Annotated in this window: 12 protein-coding genes and 1 pseudogene; 8 read left to right on the top strand and 5 right to left on the bottom strand. The window is 74.5% G+C overall.

Annotation, left to right across the window (positions count from 1 at the left end):
- Window positions 1-30: 30 nt before the first annotated feature.
- Window positions 31-1,083, top strand: coding sequence for an NAD(P)-dependent alcohol dehydrogenase (locus AC230_RS05000; protein WP_049714675.1), 1,053 nt, complete (start codon window positions 31-33; stop codon window positions 1,081-1,083).
- Window positions 1,084-1,354: 271 nt separating this feature from the next.
- Here the strand turns inward: AC230_RS05000 and AC230_RS04995 are convergent, their stop codons facing one another.
- Window positions 1,355-2,428 (bottom strand): S1 family peptidase, encoded by a 1,074-nt coding sequence (locus AC230_RS04995; protein ID WP_049714674.1) that lies wholly within the window; start codon window positions 2,426-2,428, stop codon window positions 1,355-1,357.
- 508 nt (window positions 2,429-2,936) lie between these two features.
- Here AC230_RS04995 and AC230_RS04990 point away from each other — a divergent pair.
- A complete protein-coding gene (locus AC230_RS04990; RefSeq protein ID WP_049714673.1) occupies window positions 2,937-4,337 on the top strand; it encodes an FtsW/RodA/SpoVE family cell cycle protein in 1,401 nt (466 codons plus the stop codon).
- Between the two features lie 106 nt (window positions 4,338-4,443).
- A complete protein-coding gene (locus tag AC230_RS04985; RefSeq protein WP_049714672.1) occupies window positions 4,444-5,250 on the top strand; it encodes a putative hydro-lyase in 807 nt (268 codons plus the stop codon).
- Here the strand turns inward: AC230_RS04985 and AC230_RS04980 are convergent.
- Window positions 5,235-6,143, bottom strand: coding sequence for a LysR family transcriptional regulator (locus tag AC230_RS04980; protein WP_049715030.1), 909 nt, complete (start codon window positions 6,141-6,143; stop codon window positions 5,235-5,237). The two genes, AC230_RS04985 and AC230_RS04980, sit on opposite strands and share 16 nt — an antisense overlap.
- Window positions 6,144-6,244: 101 nt before the next feature.
- Here AC230_RS04980 and AC230_RS04970 point away from each other — a divergent pair, with 101 nt between their 5' ends.
- Window positions 6,245-7,438 (top strand): MFS transporter, encoded by a 1,194-nt coding sequence (locus AC230_RS04970; RefSeq protein ID WP_241833073.1) that lies wholly within the window; start codon window positions 6,245-6,247, stop codon window positions 7,436-7,438.
- A gap of 9 nt (window positions 7,439-7,447) precedes the next feature.
- Here the strand turns inward: AC230_RS04970 and AC230_RS04965 are convergent, their stop codons facing one another.
- The 3 genes and pseudogenes from AC230_RS04965 to AC230_RS04955 all read right to left on the bottom strand — a co-directional run bounded on the left by AC230_RS04965 (window position 7,448) and on the right by AC230_RS04955 (window position 10,789).
- On the bottom strand, window positions 7,448-8,386 hold the full coding sequence (locus tag AC230_RS04965; RefSeq protein WP_157868510.1) for a TIGR04222 domain-containing membrane protein: 939 nt from the start codon (window positions 8,384-8,386) through the stop codon (window positions 7,448-7,450).
- 8 nt (window positions 8,387-8,394) lie between these two features.
- Window positions 8,395-9,637: pseudogene (locus AC230_RS04960) on the bottom strand (MbnB/TglH/ChrH family RiPP precursor modification enzyme).
- Window positions 9,638-9,775: 138 nt separating this feature from the next.
- Window positions 9,776-10,789 carry an isopenicillin N synthase family dioxygenase gene (locus AC230_RS04955; protein WP_049714668.1) on the bottom strand — a complete coding sequence of 338 codons (1,014 nt, stop codon included), beginning with the start codon at window positions 10,787-10,789 and terminating at the stop codon, window positions 9,776-9,778.
- 698 nt (window positions 10,790-11,487) lie between these two features.
- Between AC230_RS04955 and AC230_RS04950 the strand changes: the two genes are divergently transcribed.
- The 4 genes from AC230_RS04950 (at window position 11,488) to AC230_RS04935 (ending at window position 15,942) form a co-directional block, all read left to right on the top strand.
- Window positions 11,488-11,880: a rodlin gene (locus AC230_RS04950; protein ID WP_049714667.1), complete on the top strand. Its 393-nt coding sequence runs from the start codon at window positions 11,488-11,490 to the stop codon at window positions 11,878-11,880.
- Between the two features lie 243 nt (window positions 11,881-12,123).
- Window positions 12,124-13,872, top strand: coding sequence for a carbohydrate binding domain-containing protein (locus AC230_RS04945; protein WP_049714666.1), 1,749 nt, complete (start codon window positions 12,124-12,126; stop codon window positions 13,870-13,872).
- A gap of 100 nt (window positions 13,873-13,972) precedes the next feature.
- Complete coding sequence (gene rodA, locus AC230_RS04940; protein ID WP_053160990.1) at window positions 13,973-15,163, top strand: rod shape-determining protein RodA; 1,191 nt, start codon at window positions 13,973-13,975, stop codon at window positions 15,161-15,163.
- Window positions 15,164-15,264: 101 nt separating this feature from the next.
- Window positions 15,265-15,942 (top strand): DedA family protein, encoded by a 678-nt coding sequence (locus AC230_RS04935; RefSeq protein WP_049714665.1) that lies wholly within the window; start codon window positions 15,265-15,267, stop codon window positions 15,940-15,942.

Here is a 15,942-nt window from a genome sequence, read left to right as displayed (position 1 = left end):
GCCCCCGTCCCCGCCCGCATGATCGGTGGCATGAGCAACAACACTGTCGCCGCCTACGCCGCTCCGGCCCCCGGGGCCCCGCTGGAGAAGACCACGATCACCCGCCGCGAGCTCGGCCCGCACGACATCCGCATCGACATCGAGTACGCCGGCATCTGCCACTCCGACATCCACACCGTCCAGGGCGACTGGGGCGAGCGCCAGTACCCGATCGTCCCCGGCCACGAGATCGCCGGCGTGGTCACCGCGGTCGGCGCCGAGGTCACCCGGTACGCGGTCGGCGACCGGGCCGGCATCGGCTGCATCGTCGATTCCTGCCGCACGTGCGACAACTGCCGCGCCGGACTCCAGCAGTACTGCACCGGCGAGCTCGGCATGGTCGGCACCTACGCGGCCACCGGGCGGGACGGCGAGCAGACCCAGGGCGGCTACGCGCAGGCGATCGTCGTGGACGAGAACTACGCGCTGCGCATCCCTGAGGGCATCCCGCTGGACGCCGCCGCACCGCTGCTGTGCGCGGGCATCACGCTCTACTCCCCGCTGCGCCACTGGCAGGCGGGCCCCGGCAAGAAGGTCGCGATCGTCGGCCTGGGCGGCCTGGGGCACCTCGGTGTGAAGCTCGCGCACGCGATGGGCGCGGAGGTCACCGTGCTCAGCCAGTCGCTGCGCAAGAAGGACGACGGGCTGCGGCTGGGCGCCGACCACTACCGGGCGACCTCCGACCCGGCCACCTTCGAGGAGCTCGCGGGCACCTTCGACCTGATCCTCAACACCGTCTCGGCCGACCTCGACCTGGACGCCTACCTGGGCCTGCTGCGCACGGGCGGCACCATGGTCCAGCTCGGCGCGCCGGAGAAGCCGCAGTCCGTCTCGCCGTTCGCGCTGGTCGCCCAGCGCAAGTCGTACGCCGGCTCGATGATCGGCGGCATTCCCGAGACCCAGGAGATGCTGGACTTCTGCGCCGAGCACGGCATCACCGCGGAGATCGAGCTGATCCGTGCGGAGCAGGTCAACGAGGCGTACGAGCGGGTCATCGCCAGCGACGTCCGCTACCGCTTCGTGATCGACACGGCGACGATCTGACCCTCAGGCGGGGCGCGCCCGGGAAGGGGTCGGCCGCACCCCGCCGTCTCACCGCTTCTTCCGGGGCGGGCCCCGGGCCGCGACCGCGCTCCGCGCGGCGGGCGGGGCTTCGCCCCCCGCGTCCCACCGGCGGCTCCGGGCGGCCCCCTGGCCCCCGGTCGCGGCAGCGCAGGGGGCGGACCCCACCGCGCGAAGCGGCCCCCGGACCGCGGGAAGGGGTGGGTCCGGGGGCCGCGAACGGGGCGACGCGTCCCGCGAACGGGGCGACGCGTCAGGGCAGTTGGGCCCCGAGATCGCTCAGTGCGTTGGTCACGGGCTGGAAGAACGTTTCGCCGCCGGACGAGCAGTCACCGCTGCCGCCGGACGTGAGCCCGATGGCCGAGGTGCCGTCGAAGAGGGCCCCGCCGCTGTCGCCGGGCTCGGCGCAGACGGAGGTGTCGATCATGCCGGTGACCGTGCCCTCCGAGTAGTTCACGGTGGCGTCGAGGCCGGTGACCTGGCCGTCGTGGACCTGGGTGGTGCTGCCGCTGCGCTGCACGTTCTCGCCCACGGTGGCCTCGGCGGCCTGGGTGATCGGCTGCTGGCCGCCGTTGTAGAGGTCCACGGCGCTGGGGTGGTCGGTGCCGCCGGTGTAGCGGACGAGGGCGTAGTCGTGGCCGGGGAAGACGGACGTGACCGTCCGGCCGATCGCAGAGCCGCCCCGCCGGTCGGACCAGGTGTTGGAGATGTTGCCGCAGTGACCGGCGGTCAGGAAGTGCGGCTGGCCGCCCTTGGTGACGTTGAAGCCGAGGGAACAGCGGGCGCTGGGCGCCCAGATGGCGTCACCGCCGGCAAGGGTGGGCCGGAAGGCGCCCTTGGTGCGCTGGAGGGTGACGGTGTCCCCGAGCGAGGCCAGGACCTTGGTGAGCCGGTCCAGCTTCGCGCCGCGCACGGTGCTGTCGGCCTTGACGACGACCTTGTTCGTCTTCGGGTCGACCGACCAGGCGGTGCCGGGGATGCGGGCGTCGGTGTCGAGGGTGTGTCTGGCCGCCGCGAGCTGCCGCGCGGTGCGGGTCACGGTGCGCGGTTCGGCGCCGGCCGCCCGGACCGTGGCGGCGGACGCGGGGTCCACCACGTTGACGACGAGCTTCTTCGCCGCGGCGTCGTAGTACGCGCCGGGCGAGGCGCCCTTGAGGTCCGCGCCGATGCGCTGGGCGAGCTTCCCCGCCTGAGCGGCCGTCAAGTGCTGGGGCTCCGGCGACGGCGTGGCGCCGGCACCCTGGGTGCCGAGCGCGGTGGCCGCCAGGACCACGGCGCCGACCCCGGCCAGGGCCGCGCGCCGTCCGGATTTCCGTGCAGATGTCAACTCGTGACCTCCTGTGAGGGGGGTGTGCCCGCTTCGGGAAGCGGGCCCGGAGGACGCAAGGACCGGACGCGACTCCGGCGGAGCACCGCCGGAACGTCGCGTTCATGCCAAACGCGAGACCGAGTATCCGGCCGCCGTGACGCACCGAACAAGAGCAAGGACCCGTCAACGCCTCCGAAACCACGGGAAAACCGCCACCCGAACCTGCGGTCATTCGGAGCCCGGACGGGTGACCCCGGCCCGTCCCCCGTCCGGGCCCGGCCGCCGTCCCCGCCAAGGTCACACGCCCGCGCCCGCGGCGGCACCGCCCCTGGCACAGACCTCCGGCAGCCGCCCCCGCCCCGGCGGGAGGCGGTCACAAATGGCCGGTACACCACCCCGTCCAGGCACACTTGCACAACAACGCAACCTTTCCCGGCTCCCGGCACTCCTTCAGAGGGGTGCGGCCCCTCCGCACGGACGAGCCAGGAGCGCGCCGGTGACGGCACGCGCGGGAACGAGGGACGGCATGGGCGCGGGAGACGGGACACCGGTGCGCGGGGGCGCGCCGCGGGCACGCGGCGCGGAACTGCTGCTGCTGGGCTTCGCGGTGGTGCTGACGCTGTGCGGCTACGCCTGCGTCGGGCTGGCGGCCGACGGTTCGGTGCCGGGCGACCTGGTGTGGTACGCCGCCGGGTTCTCGGCGGTCGCCGGGGCCGCGCACCTGGCGGTGCGCAGATTCGCCCCGTACGCGGACCCGTTGATCCTGCCGCTCGCGGTGGCGCTCAGCGGGCTGGGGCTGATCCTGCTGCACCGGCTCGACATCTCGTACGCGATCCGCTGGCACGCCCCGGCGGCCGAGCCCAACCAGCTGATGTGGAGCGGCATCGGACTGGCCGTCTGCCTGGCGATCCTGGTGTTCCTCAAGGACCACCGCCACCTCCAGCGGTACATGTACGTGATGATCTTCGGCGCCCTGGTGCTGCTCATGGCGCCGGCCTTCTTCGGGCAGGACTCCTACGGCGCGAAGCGCTGGATCCGGCTGGGCGCGCTGTCGTTCCAGCCGGGCGAGTTCGTGAAGATCGGCATCGCGGTCTTCTTCGCCGGCTACCTGACGCTGCACAAGGACGCGCTCGCCCTGGCCAGCCGCCGTGTCATGGGCTTCTACCTGCCGCGCGGACGGCAGTTCGGCCCGATCGCGGCCGTGTGGCTGCTGAGTCTGCTGGTGCTGGTCTTCGAACGGGACCTCGGCACCTCGCTGATCTTCTTCGGGCTGTTCGTGATCATGCTCTACGCGGCCACGGAGCGCGGCAGCTGGGTCGTCTCCGGCCTGCTGATGTTCGCCGTGGGCGCGGCCGTGGTCGGCTCCCTGGAGCCGCACGTCAAGGGCCGCGTCTACGCCTGGCTGCACCCCATGTCGTACTACGACACCCCCCGGCCGCCCGGCATCGTCTCCGACCAGTCGGCCCAGGCGCTGTTCAGCTTCGGCAGCGGCGGGGTACTGGGCACCGGGCTGGGCCACGGCCACTCGGACCTCATCAAGTTCGCGGGCCGCAGCGACTTCATCCTCACCAGCGTCGGCGAGGAGCTCGGGCTCGCCGGCATGATGGCCGTCCTCCTGCTCTACGCCCTGCTCGTCGAACGCGGCCTGCGCACCGCGCTCGGCGCCCGGGACGCCTTCGGCAAGCTGCTGGCCACCGGGCTGGCCACCGCGCTCGCCCTCCAGGTGTTCGTGGTCGGCGGCGGTGTGACGGGCCTGATCCCGCTCACCGGCAAGGCGCTGCCCTTCCTGGCCTCCGGCGGCTCGTCCCAGGTGGCGACCTGGGTCCTCATCGGGCTGCTGCTCAAGATCAGCGATTCGGCGCGCCGGCCCGAGCCCGAGCCCGCGCTGGGCGTGGACGAACAGGCGACGCAGCTGATCCGGCCCTGAGCGGCCCGGCCAACGTCCTTTGCCGTACGGCCTCTTGCGCTGGTTGTTCAACAATCCCTAGGGTGCGGTGCCACGGACGTCCCCCCACAGCCTCGGCGAGGTGCCCATGGGAACCACCGCACGTCCCACCGGCCCCCGGGCCTCCGTCTCCCCGGCGGACGCCCGGGCCGCCTTCCGCGCCGGGCTCGCCACCCCCACCGCGGGCTGGTCGGACGGCCGCACCCAGGCCAACCTGATCGCCGTGCCCGCCGACTGGGCCTACGACGTGCTGCTGTTCGCCCAGCGCAACCCGAAGCCCTGCCCGGTCCTGGACGTCACCGAGCCCGGCTCGCCCGCCACCGTCCTCGCCCCCGGCGCCGACCTGCGCACCGACCTGCCGCGCTACCGCGTCTGGCGCGACGGGGAGCCGGCCGGCGAGCCCACCGACGTCACCGGGGTGTGGCGGGACGACCTCGTCGCCTTCCTCATCGGGTGCAGCTTCACCTTCGAGGGCGCCTTGCGCGAGGCCGGCGTCCCGCTGCGCCACGTCGAGCAGGGCCGCAACGTCCCCATGTACCTGACGGACCGTCAGTGCCGGCCGGCCGGGCGGCTGCACGGGCCGATGGTCGTGTCCATGCGGCCCGTCCCCGCCCGCCTCGTGGACACCGCCCGCCGCCTCACCGCCCTGATGCCCGCCGTCCACGGTGCCCCCGTCCACGCCGGCGACCCGGCGGAGCTGGGCATAGCGGACCTCTCCCGCCCGGACTTCGGCGACCCCGTCCCGGCCCGGCCCGGCGACGTCCCCGTCTTCTGGGCCTGCGGCGTCACCCCGCAGGCCGCCCTCATGGCCTCCGCGCCGCCGTTCGCCATCACCCACGCGCCGGGGCACATGCTCGTCACCGACGTGCCGGACACCGCCTACCGGGTGGCCTGAGCCCACGGCCCCCGGTCCCCCGCCAGCGCCCGGGCCAGCGCGCGGAAGATCCTCACCTCGGGGCTGGTGTCGTCCGCCCGCACGGCCAGGTAGCTGCTCTCCCAGGGCGCGTCGAGCACGGGCACGAAGACCGCCCCCGGCCAGGCGTAGTAGCGCGCGAACGACTCCAGCCCGCTGCCGGCCGCGCGGCCGGTGACGACCGCGGTGAGGACCTCGTGCGGGGTCAGCGCGGTGTGCGTGCTGCGGCGCGGGGCGTCGCCGCCGAAGTAGAGGTAGTCGGTGAAGACCCGCGGGGTGTGGCCGGGGAGGCGGAAGTAGGGCAGGTCGGCGACGTCCGCCAGCCGGACCCCCGTCGCGCGGGCGTCGGCCAGCGGCGAGGTCTCGGGGACGGCGACGATGCGCCGCTCGGTGGTCAGCACGTCGCACACGATCCGCTCGTCGTCGGGGGCGGGCCGGACGAACGCCACGTCCACCCGGTCCCCGACGAGCGCGCTGACGTGCTCGGTGTAGTCGAGCTGCCGCGTCTCGACCGGGACCTCGGGGCGGGCCCGGCGGTAGGCGTTGATGGCCGCCGGGGTCAGCTCCGCCGAGCCGTGGCCCATGATGCCCACGCGCAGCGGGCGCGGGCCCGGGCGGGCCTCCGCGGCGTCGGCCACGTCGTCGAGCGCGGCGTTCGCGGCGGCCAGCAGTGCGCGGGCGTGGCCGGCCAGCCGCTCCCCGGCCGGGGTCAGGGCGACCGGCGAGCGGTGGAACAGCCGCGTCCCCAGCTCGGTCTCCAGCCGGCGGACGTGCCCGGTGACGGCGGGCGGGGACAGGAACAGCCGCGCGGCGGCCCGGCCGAAGTGGCCTTCCTCGGCCACGGCCAGGAAGGAGGACAACAGCCGCAGATCCATGCCGTCCACCCTAGGCGGCCGCCGCCCGCGCTCCGCACGGGCGTTCACGATTCGTGAACGCGGGCGGCGCGGCCCGCCGGGTGTTCCGTACAACGGCCGCCATGAGCACGATCACCTCACGCCCCGCGCCGGCCCGGACGGCGTCCCGGCCCGGCCTGCGGGCGGCCTGGATGATGACGGCCTCCGGCTGGAGCGCCAACCAGTTCTCCTCCCTGCTCGGCGTCTACCGCTCCGGGCTGGGCCTCTCCGAGTCCGCGGCCACCGGGCTGGTCGCCGTCTACGTCCTCGGCCTGATCCCCGGGCTGCTGGCGGGCGGGCCGCTGGCCGACCGGCTGGGCCGCCGCCCGGTCGCCCTGACGGCGCTCGCCGTCAACCTCGTCGCGACGGCCGTCCTCATGGCGGGGACGGCGTCCGCGTGGTGGCTGCTGCCCGGCCGGCTGCTCACCGGGATCGGCGCGGGGGCCCTCCTGGCGGCGGGCAGCGCGTGGGTCAAGGAGCTGTCGGGCCCGCCGTTCGTCCCGGACGCGGCGCCCGGTGCCGCGGCCCGCCGGCCCGGGCTGTTCGTCTCCGCCGGCTTCGCCTCCGGCGGCCTAGTCTCGGCGCTGATCGCCCAGTGGGCGCCGCACCCGACGGTCCTCGCGTACGTGCCGCACCTCCTGCTGGCGGGCGGGGCGTGGGCGGCGGCGTACGGGGCGCCCGAGACGGGCGGCGGGCCCGCGCCCGCCGCGTCCCCGGCCGGCTGGGACCGGGCGCGCTTCCGCCGCGCCGTCCTGCCGCTCGCCCCCTGGGTGTTCGCCGCGCCGACCGTCGGGTTCGTCACGCTGCCCGCCCTGGTGCACGGGGTGGCGGGCTGGCGCACCGTCTACGCGGGGATCGCCACCGCCGTCGTGCCCGGCGCCGGCCTGCTGGTCCAGCCGCCGGCCCGGCGGCTGACGGCCCGCGGCCGGCGGGCCGCCGCCCGCGCCGGACTGGCCGTCGTCGCGGCCGGGTTCGCGCTCGCCGCCGCGGCGGCCTGTGGGGGGCGGCCGGTGCTCGCCCTCGGCGCCGCGGCCGTACTGGGCGCGGGCTACGGCCTGTTGCTGTCCTACGGGCTGACGGAGACGGCGGCGGCCGCGCCTCCCGAGCGGCTGGCGCGCGTGACGGCGCTGTTCTGGACGGCGGCGTACACCGGCATGGCCGCGCCGTACGCGGTCACCCTGCTCCAGGGGACGTTCGGCGCGGCCCGGCTGATGGGCGCGGGGGCGGTGCTGGCCGCCGTCACTTGGGCGGGGGTCGCGGCCGGGAGCCGCCGGTGACGTGGGACGTCAGGACGAGCAGCTGCTGCTGCTACAGCTCGACGAGGAACAGCTGGAGCAGCTCGACCCCGACGAGCAGCCGGAGCCGCCCGAGTCGGACGACGAACCGCCGTCGCCCCACCCGGCCTCGCTCCAGCCGCCGTCGCAGGAGGCGCCGACCACCACGGAGCAGGACGCCGTCCCGTACGCGGCGGACGAGGAGGAGGACGAGGAGGAGCCGCCGCGGCGGGCGGCGCGGTCCGCCTTGTCCGCGTCCCGGAACTCGTGGCGGAGCGCCGTGCCCGTGAGCGCCTCCGTGCCGTGCACGGCGACGACGCCGGCGTGCCCCTCGGGGTGCTCGGCGGGGTCGGTGGGGCTCCACCGCATGCGCCGGGCGAGGTCCTCGCCGGCGGCGGTGTAGGGGATGCGGCGCTTGCCCTGCCGGCAGACGACGGCGACCGCCGCCCCGAGGGCGGCGACGGCGAGCACGCCGGGGAACGACGAGATGTCGGCGATCGGCGTCGTGACCAGGGTGACGACCAGCCCGACGCGCAGGGCCAGCAGGGCCCTGCGCCACAGCCGCCACGTCCGCGGGGCCGCCAGCAGTCCCTGGGCGACGAGGCCGTGGTGCAGGGGCTCCATGACGGGATGCCGGCGCAGGTCCGAGCGCACGGTGCGCAGCGCCTTGGCCCAGTCGGTGGTGAACTGCCCCAGCAGCGCGCGTTCCACGGCGTTGTCGGCGACGGGGCGCTTGACGGTGAGCCGGCCGCCGTTGACCTTGACGCGCCGGTCCTGCCACAGCTTGGTGATCACGGTGTCCGTGACCCGGCCCGCGCCGCCCCGGAGGTAGGCGGTCTCCAGCAGGCCCGGCTTGACCAGCGAGAGGGCTCCGGAGGGGTGGCGCGCTCGCCGCCAGAGCCACAGGGTCCACAGGGCGGGCGCGACGACGGCGACGAGTGTCACCACCACGGCCACGATCATCGGTTCACTGCCTTTCGTCGCAGGGCGGTCTTCAGCCGGCGGAGGCGTCCGGCGGCGGGGGCGGCGGTCCGCTCGGCCAGCCAGGCGGAGAGGGCGTCCCGGCGGGGGCCGTGCACGGCCCGTTCGGCGAGCAGGTGGCGGGCGAAGTCGAGGGCGTCGCGGCGGTAGCCGTCGGTCATGGACCGCCTGCCCGCGTAGTCGAGGAAGAGCCGGCGGTAGTCGTCCCCGAGGAGCGGGGGCAGTTCGGGCGCCACCTTGGCGACGACGCCGGCGCGCTTGGCCCCCAGCGCCCGGCGCTGCACCGCCACGCGCTCCGGGTCGAAGCCGGGCGGCGGCGGGGTGTCGGTGACGAGCGCGGCGAGCAGGGCGTACTGGGCGCGGCCGAGGCGCTCGCGGGCGGCGTCGGTCTCAGCCATGGCGAGCCCCCGCTCCGGTCATCACGGCGCGTATGGCGTCCAGTTCGGCGGCGAGCTCCGCCCCGGACGGGAAGGCGTCGTCGCGCTCCAGCATGACGCCGGGCGGGGTGACGCGGGCGCGGAGCTCGGCGAGGACGTCGAGGACGGGCCGGGTGACGGGGTGGGCGTGGCTGTCGTACCACAGGCCGTCGCGTTCGTGGCCGCCGGCGACGTGGACGTAGGCGATGGCCTCGACGGGCAGTTCGTCGAGCGCGCGGGCCGGGTCCTCGCCGCGGTTGACGTGGTTGGTGTGCAGGTTGGCGACGTCGACCAGCAGCCGCACGCCGGTCCGCCCGACGAGCTCCGCCAGGAACTGACCCTCCGTCAGTTCCTCGTCCGGCCAGGCGAAGAGGGCCGCGATGTTCTCCAGGGCGAGCGGGACGGGCAGCGCGTCCTGGGCGATGCGGACGTTCTCGCAGAGGACGTCGAGCGCGTCCCGGGTGCGGGGTACGGGCAGCAGGTGCCCGGCCTCCAGCCGGGGGCCGGGGCCGGCGGCGGAGCGCACGAACGCGATGTGCTCGCTGACGAGGGGCGACCCCAGGGCCTCGGCGCGCTCGGCGAGGGCCATGAGGCGGGCGAGGTCGGGGCGTTCGGCGCCGCCGAGACCGAGGGAGACGCCGTGCGGGACGACGGTGGTGCCGGCGTCGAGCAGCCGGCGCAGGGCGTCGGGGAGGTGGCCGGGGCAGATGTTCTCCGCCACGACCTCGACCCAGTCGATCCCGGCCAGTCCGGCTATCTCGTCGGCGATCTCCGGCCGCCAGCCGATCCCGGTGCCCAGTTCGATCCGTCCCCGCACAACCCCACCCCCCACGCCCCCGTTCCTGTGATCACGAGGTGACGACGCCCGCTCACTTTACAAATCCTTGATGGGTGTCGGTGGGGGCGGGGTGGTGACGCCGGTCTCACGGGGCGCCGTCCGGGCTCACCCGGCGGCCGCGGCCGCCAGCAGGTCGCGGTGGTGGCGCTCGGCCACGGCCGGGTGCGCCCGGAGCCAGCCCTTGATCTCGTTGCGGCCGTACTCGGCGAAGAGCGGGTTGGCCGCGTCCTGGGTGACGCCCGGGGCCCGGTCGGCGTACGGGAAGGGGACGGGCTCGATCCGGGCGTCGAGGCGGGGGTTGTAGAAGAAGGGCACGGAGTAGCGCTCGCGGGTCCCGGGCGGGCTCACCACCCGGTGGTTGGTGGCCTTGAGGTAGCCGTTGGTGGCCACCTCCAGCAGCTCGCCCAGGTTGATCACGAAGGCGCCGGGCAGCGGCGGCACGTCGATGAGGGATCCGCCGGGGCCCTCGACCTGGAGCCCGCCGACCTCGTCGGTGAGCAGCAGGGTCAGGAAGCCGTAGTCCTTGTGCCAGCCCACGCCCTGCCCGGCGCCGTCGGGGGCGCTGCCGGGGTAGCGGACGAGCTTGAGGTGCAGGTGGGGGCGGTCGGCGAAGGCGTCGTCGTAGAAGCCGGCGGGTGCCCCGATCGCGGTGAGCAGTTCGTGCAGCAGCCGCCCGGCGACCGCGGAGAGCCGGTCGATCCAGCGCAGGGCGGTGGTGCGCAGGGCGGGCAGGGCGGCGGGCCACTGGTTGGGGCCGTCCAGCCACCAGTAGCCGGGCTCGCCGGGGGCCGGGGCGTGGGGGGCGCGTTCGGCGCCGATGTCGAGCTGGTCGCGCCAGTCCGGGCTGCCCCCGGTGCGTTCGTCGCCGATGCGGGTGTAGCCGCGGAAGTGGGGCGAGTTGAGGTTGGAGATCGCGAGCCGGTCCGCCTCGGGGAGGGCGAAGAACTCCCGCGTGACGCGCATGAGTTCGGCGGTCTCGGCGTCGGTGATGCCGTGGCCCGTCAGGTGGAGGAAGCCGACGTCGCGGGCGGCCGCGTGCAGCGCCTCGTGGAAGCGGGCGCGCTCGTCGGGGGTGCCGGAGGCGGCGGAGAGGTCGATGACGGGGAGCTTGTCGTTCATGAGGTGTCCACAGCGTGCGTGAGGGCCCGTCCGCGTCCGGGGTCACCGGACGGCCCGCGGCCGCAGCGAGGGTACGCGGGCGGGGCGGGGCGCAGCGGAGGGCAGGTACGAAAAAGCCGGAGAAAGCTGGAGAAAAACGGAAAAGCTACGACGCGAGGTGTTCAGCGTCGTGGGCGCCCCGGCCCGGGGAAGACGTCGGGCAGCGGAGGGCGCCGGTCAGCCGGAGCGGCGACAGGACATGCTCGTGACGCGCTGGAAGTCCACGTGGCGTCGCTTTACAAGCAGATTCACACGGACGAGGGTATACGACCCCGCGCCTGACGTCGGTGTCCCCCTCGTCACACCCGTCCCCCTCGCCCCTTTCGCCCCGGCCTCCGGACGTCCGCCCGCCGAGGTCACAGGCCCGCCCGGGCGCGTCGCGTGGGGGCGCCGTCCGGGCGGGCCGACGACGGGAGGCCCGCCGCGTCCCGCACCGTACCAGCCGCGCGGACGCCCTTCCGCCGGTGTCACCCACATGCCGGGCCGCCCCGCGCGGTGCGGCCCGGCAAAGCCCCGGAGATACGGAGAAGCACGGCCGCACCGGCCCCGACCGGCATCGATGGCTCGAATGAGTGAAATCCCGGAACTTCCCAAAAAGGCCAGAGTTACTCAGTTCGCTTCCCGAGCGGGAAAACCCTCTTCGATCGAAAGGCATAGACGTGCTCAAGAAGGCAATCGCCACGGCCGCCGTGACGGCTTCCGCGGTCGGCGCCATGGCCACTCCCGCGATGGCGTTCGGGGACGACCAAGACGTCTACAACGCGAACGGCGCCAAGACCGGTTACGGCAACACCCACACCGGCGGCAAGGAAAGCCCGCAGATGAGCCTGGTCCAGGGCTCGCTGAACAAGCTGTGCGTCGGCATCGGAAAGGTCGGCATCCAGTCGCTCATCGGACTGCTCAACATCGGCGTCCAGGATGTGCCGATCCTCACCTCGCAGCAGCAGCAGCAGTGCACGGACAACTCGACGATCAACGACGGCGACGACCAGCTGTCGCACATCCTCGACGACATCCCGATCATCTCGGGCAACGGCTCCGCCAACGGCTGACGACGGCCTCGCGGTTCCGCGGAAATCCCCCCGCACCGGGCTTCACCGCCCGGTGCGGGGGGATTTCTTCTACCCCGGAACGCGGTTCGCGCAAAGGCCGTCAAGTACCCGGTATTGAGGCATGGTTGGCCGCGGAAATCTTTCCGTCGCGTCAGGACTCTTGACGCAACTCTGGTCCAGTCCAACGATGTTCACCGCGCGACTGCCCCCACCCCGCGCACCCCTCAGTCACCGGGAGCATCCGTGAGACGACGACGCCCCACCGTCCGCGCCGCGGTGGCCGCCCTGGCCACCGCCGTCGCGGGAGCGGCCCTGGCCCTGGGCGGCGGCGAGCCCGCCGCGGCCGCGACGCCCCTGCCCCCGCGGGTCTTCGCCCCGTACTTCGAGAGCTGGCTCTCCGACAACCCGGCCGCGCTCTCCGCCCAGTCGGGGGCGAAGCACCTGACGATGGCCTTCCTCCAGACCGAGGCCAAGGGCTCCTGCACGCCCTACTGGAACGGCGACACCGGCAAGCCGGTCTCCTCCGCCGTGTTCGGCGCCGACTTCGCCACCATCCGCTCGCGCGGCGGCGACGTCATACCCTCCTTCGGCGGCTACGCGGCCGACAACGGCGGCACCGAACTCGCCGACAGCTGCGCCGACACCGACAAGATCGCCGAAGCCTTCGAACGCGTCATCACCACCTACGACATCAGCCGCATCGACCTGGACATCGAGGACAACTCGCTGACCAACGCGGCCGGCATCGACCGCCGCAACAAGGCCGTCAAGAAGGTGCAGGACCGGGCCGCCGCCCAGGGCCGCCCCCTGCAGGTCTCCTACACCCTGCCCACCACGACCCACGGCCTGGCCGACAGCGGGCTCGCCGTCCTGCGCAACGCCGCCGCCAACGGCACCCGCGTCGACGTCGTCAACCTCATGACGTTCGACTACTACGACGGCGCCCAGCACGACATGGCCGCCGACACCGTCAGCGCCGCCGAGGGTCTGCACTCCCAACTCGCCGCCCTCCACCCGGAGAAGAGCGACGCACAGCTGTGGGCGATGACGGGCGTCACCGAGATGCCGGGCATCGACGACTACGGACCGGCCGAGACGTTCACCGTCCAGGACGCCGCGAAGGTCTACCAGTGGGCGGTGTCCAGGGACATCAACACCCTCTCGTTCTGGGCGCTCCAGCGCGACAACGGCGGCTGCCCGGGCACCAAGGGCTCCGACACCTGCTCCGGGATAGCCCAGGAGACCTGGGACTTCAGCCGCGCCTTCGCCCCCTTCACCGGCGGCGGCGGGCCCACGCGGCCCGACTTCTCGCTCTCCGTCTCGCCCGGCGCGGCCTCCGTGCCCCCCGGCGGCTCCGCGACCGCCACCGTCGGCACGGCCGTGGTCGCCGGACCGGCCCCGGCCGTCCGGCTCTCGGTGGACGGCGCCCCGCGCGGGGTGACCGCCCAGCTCTCCCCCTCCTCCGTGACCGCCGGCGAGTCCGCCCGCCTGACCGTCTCCGTCGCCTCCGGCACCCCGCCCGGCAGCTACCCCCTCATCATCACGGGCACCTCGCCCACCGGCGCCCACACGGCGACGTACACCCTGACCGTCCCCGGCGCCGGCACCCCCGGCCACGTCGTCAACGGCGACTTCGAGACCGGCACCACCGCCCCCTGGACCTGCGACCAGGGCGCCGCCGTGGTCAACGGCCAGGCGCACGGCGGCTCGTACGCCCTGCGGAGCACGCCCTCGGCGTCCGGCACCGGCGAATGCCGCCAGACGCTGACGCTCGCGCCCGGCACCTCGTACACGCTCGGCGGCTGGGTCCGCGGCGACTACGCCTTCCTCGGCGTCTCGGGCGGGGCGACGGCGGACAAGTGGGCCTCCGCGGGCGACTGGACGAAGCTCTCCGTACCCTTCACCACCGACTCCTCCGGCAAGGTCACCGTCTACGTCCACGGCTGGTACGGCCAGGGTGCCGTCCTCGCCGACGACCTCACGATCGGGTGAAACGACGGGAGGGCGGGGCCCGGCCGGGGAAGGACCCTCCCCGGCCGGTTCCCGCACAGCGCGTCCCCCCGGCCGTCCCCTGCCTCCCGGAGGACCGCCCGTGGGTATCGCACTCGTCCGGCCCCAGGCCCGCAGCCCGCTGCTGAGGGCCTTCGGCCGCTCCTCCCCCCTGTGGCACCTGGACTGGGTCCTGCTCGGGGCCATGGTGACCCTCGGCTGCGTCGGCGGCCTGCTCACCTGGTCGGCCACCGTCCACCGGCAGGACGCGGCCGGCGGCGACCCCTACTCGTACCTCAAGCGCCACATGCTCAACCTGGTGCTCGGGCTCGTCCTGTGCCTGGCGCTCGCCTTCCTGGGCCACCGGCGGCTGCGCGGCTACGCGCCCGTCCTCTACGGCGCGTCGCTCCTCTTCCTCGCCACGGTGCTGACCCCGCTCGCCAGCACCATCAACGGCGCCCACTCGTGGATCGTGCTCGGCGGCGGCTTCTCCCTCCAGCCCTCCGAGTTCGTCAAACCCGCCCTCGTCGTGATGCTGGCCGCGCTGCTCGCCGAGGACCGCGAGACCCGGCGCGGGAGCGTCCCCGGCGGGCGGCAGACCCTGATCGCGCTCGCCCTCCTCGCCGTCCCCGCCCTGGTGATCATGGCCAGTCACGAGCTGGGCACCAGCCTCGTCCTGGCCGCCATCACCGCCGGACTGCTCTTCCTCTCCGGCGTCCCCGCGCGGCTCCTCGCCCTCCTCGCCGGGGCGGCGGCCGCCGTGGTCGTCGCGGTGCTCGGCCTCCACCTGCTCAGCGCCTACCAGATCAACCGCTTCGCCGCCTTCGCCGACCCGCACCTCGACCCCTCCGGCGTCGGCTACAACACCCACCAGGCGCGCATCGCCATCGGCTCGGGCGGCCTGCTCGGCCAGGGCCTCTTCCACGGCTTCCAGACCAGCGGCGGCTTCGTCCCCGAGCAGCAGACCGACTTCGTCTTCACCGTCGCCGGCGAGGAGCTCGGCTTCCTCGGCGCCGGCGCCGTCATCGCCCTCCTGGGCCTGGTCCTGTGGCGCTCCCTGGCCATCGCCCGCCGCGCGGAGGACCTCTTCGCGACGCTGCTCGCCGGCGGCGTCGTGTGCTGGCTGACCTTCCAGTCCTTCGAGAACATCGGCATGACGCTCGGCATCATGCCCGTCGCCGGCATCCCCCTGCCCTTCGTCTCCTACGGCGGCTCGTCGATGTTCGCCGTGTGCGCGGCGATGGGGATCCTCCAGGGGGTCCACGCGGACACGCGGCGGCCGCGGAGCGGGTGAGCGTCCCGGGCCCGGGACGCGCCCGGGACGCGCCCGGAACGGGCCCTCCCCCGCGCCCGATCCCCTACAGTTCGAGCCGACCGTCTGCTCCCGCGCAGACCATGACCGCCGGAGGCCGCGCTCCCGTGTCGTCGTCATCCCCCGCCCTCGCCGTCAACCTCCTCGACGCGTCCTCCCTGCTGTCGTCGTTCGGGGCGGTGGGCGTCGGGGTCGTGCTCTTCGCCGAGACCGGCCTGCTGGTCGGCTTCTTCCTGCCCGGGGACTCCCTGCTGTTCACCGCCGGCCTGCTGTGCCGGCCGGGGGCCCACTCCGGGCCGCACCTCGTCCTCCTGGAGGTCCTCGCCGCCGCGGTCACCGGCACGCTGGCCGGCTCCCAGTGCGGGTACGCGCTCGGCCGCCGCGGCGGCCGCACGCTCCTGGCCCGCTCCCGCAACAAGCGGCTGCTCGAAGGCGCCGGGCGCGCCGAGGAGTTGCTCGGCCGCTACGGGCACGCGCGGGCGATCGTCCTGGCCCGCTTCGTGCCGGTCGTGCGCACCGTGCTCAACCCGCTCGCCGGGGCGCTGGACGTCCCGCCGCGCGTCTTCGGCACCTGGCAGGTCGCGGGCGGCGTGGCCTGGACGGCGGGGCTCGTCCTCGGCGGCTACGCCCTCGGCTCGGCCGTGCCGAGCGTGGACCGCTGTCTCCTGCCGGTGGTGGGGCTGGTGGTGCTCGTGTCGTTGCTGCCGCTGGGCGTCGAGGTTCTGCGAGGGCGCAGGGGGCGGCGGGGTGCGGGTGGGTGA

The sequence above is a fragment of the Streptomyces caatingaensis genome (genome assembly GCF_001187435.1).
Taxonomy (GTDB): Bacteria; Actinomycetota; Actinomycetes; order Streptomycetales; family Streptomycetaceae; genus Streptomyces; species Streptomyces caatingaensis.
Note: the sequence above shows the minus strand (reverse complement) of the source record. Positions and strands in the feature narration are given on the sequence as shown.

Bases quoted from the DNA above. Each gene is read 5' to 3' on its own strand.
- AC230_RS05000 (WP_049714675.1), top strand. From the start codon at position 31: ATGAGCAACAACACTGTCGCCGCCTACGCCGCTCCGGCCCCCGGGGCC.
- AC230_RS04990 (WP_049714673.1), top strand. From the start codon at position 2,937: ATGGGCGCGGGAGACGGGACACCGGTGCGCGGGGGCGCGCCGCGGGCA.
- AC230_RS04985 (WP_049714672.1), top strand. From the start codon at position 4,444: ATGGGAACCACCGCACGTCCCACCGGCCCCCGGGCCTCCGTCTCCCCG.
- AC230_RS04980 (WP_049715030.1), bottom strand. From the start codon at position 6,143: ATGGATCTGCGGCTGTTGTCCTCCTTCCTGGCCGTGGCCGAGGAAGGC.
- AC230_RS04970 (WP_241833073.1), top strand. From the start codon at position 6,245: ATGAGCACGATCACCTCACGCCCCGCGCCGGCCCGGACGGCGTCCCGG.
- AC230_RS04955 (WP_049714668.1), bottom strand. From the start codon at position 10,789: ATGAACGACAAGCTCCCCGTCATCGACCTCTCCGCCGCCTCCGGCACC.
- AC230_RS04935 (WP_049714665.1), top strand. From the start codon at position 15,265: ATGACCGCCGGAGGCCGCGCTCCCGTGTCGTCGTCATCCCCCGCCCTC.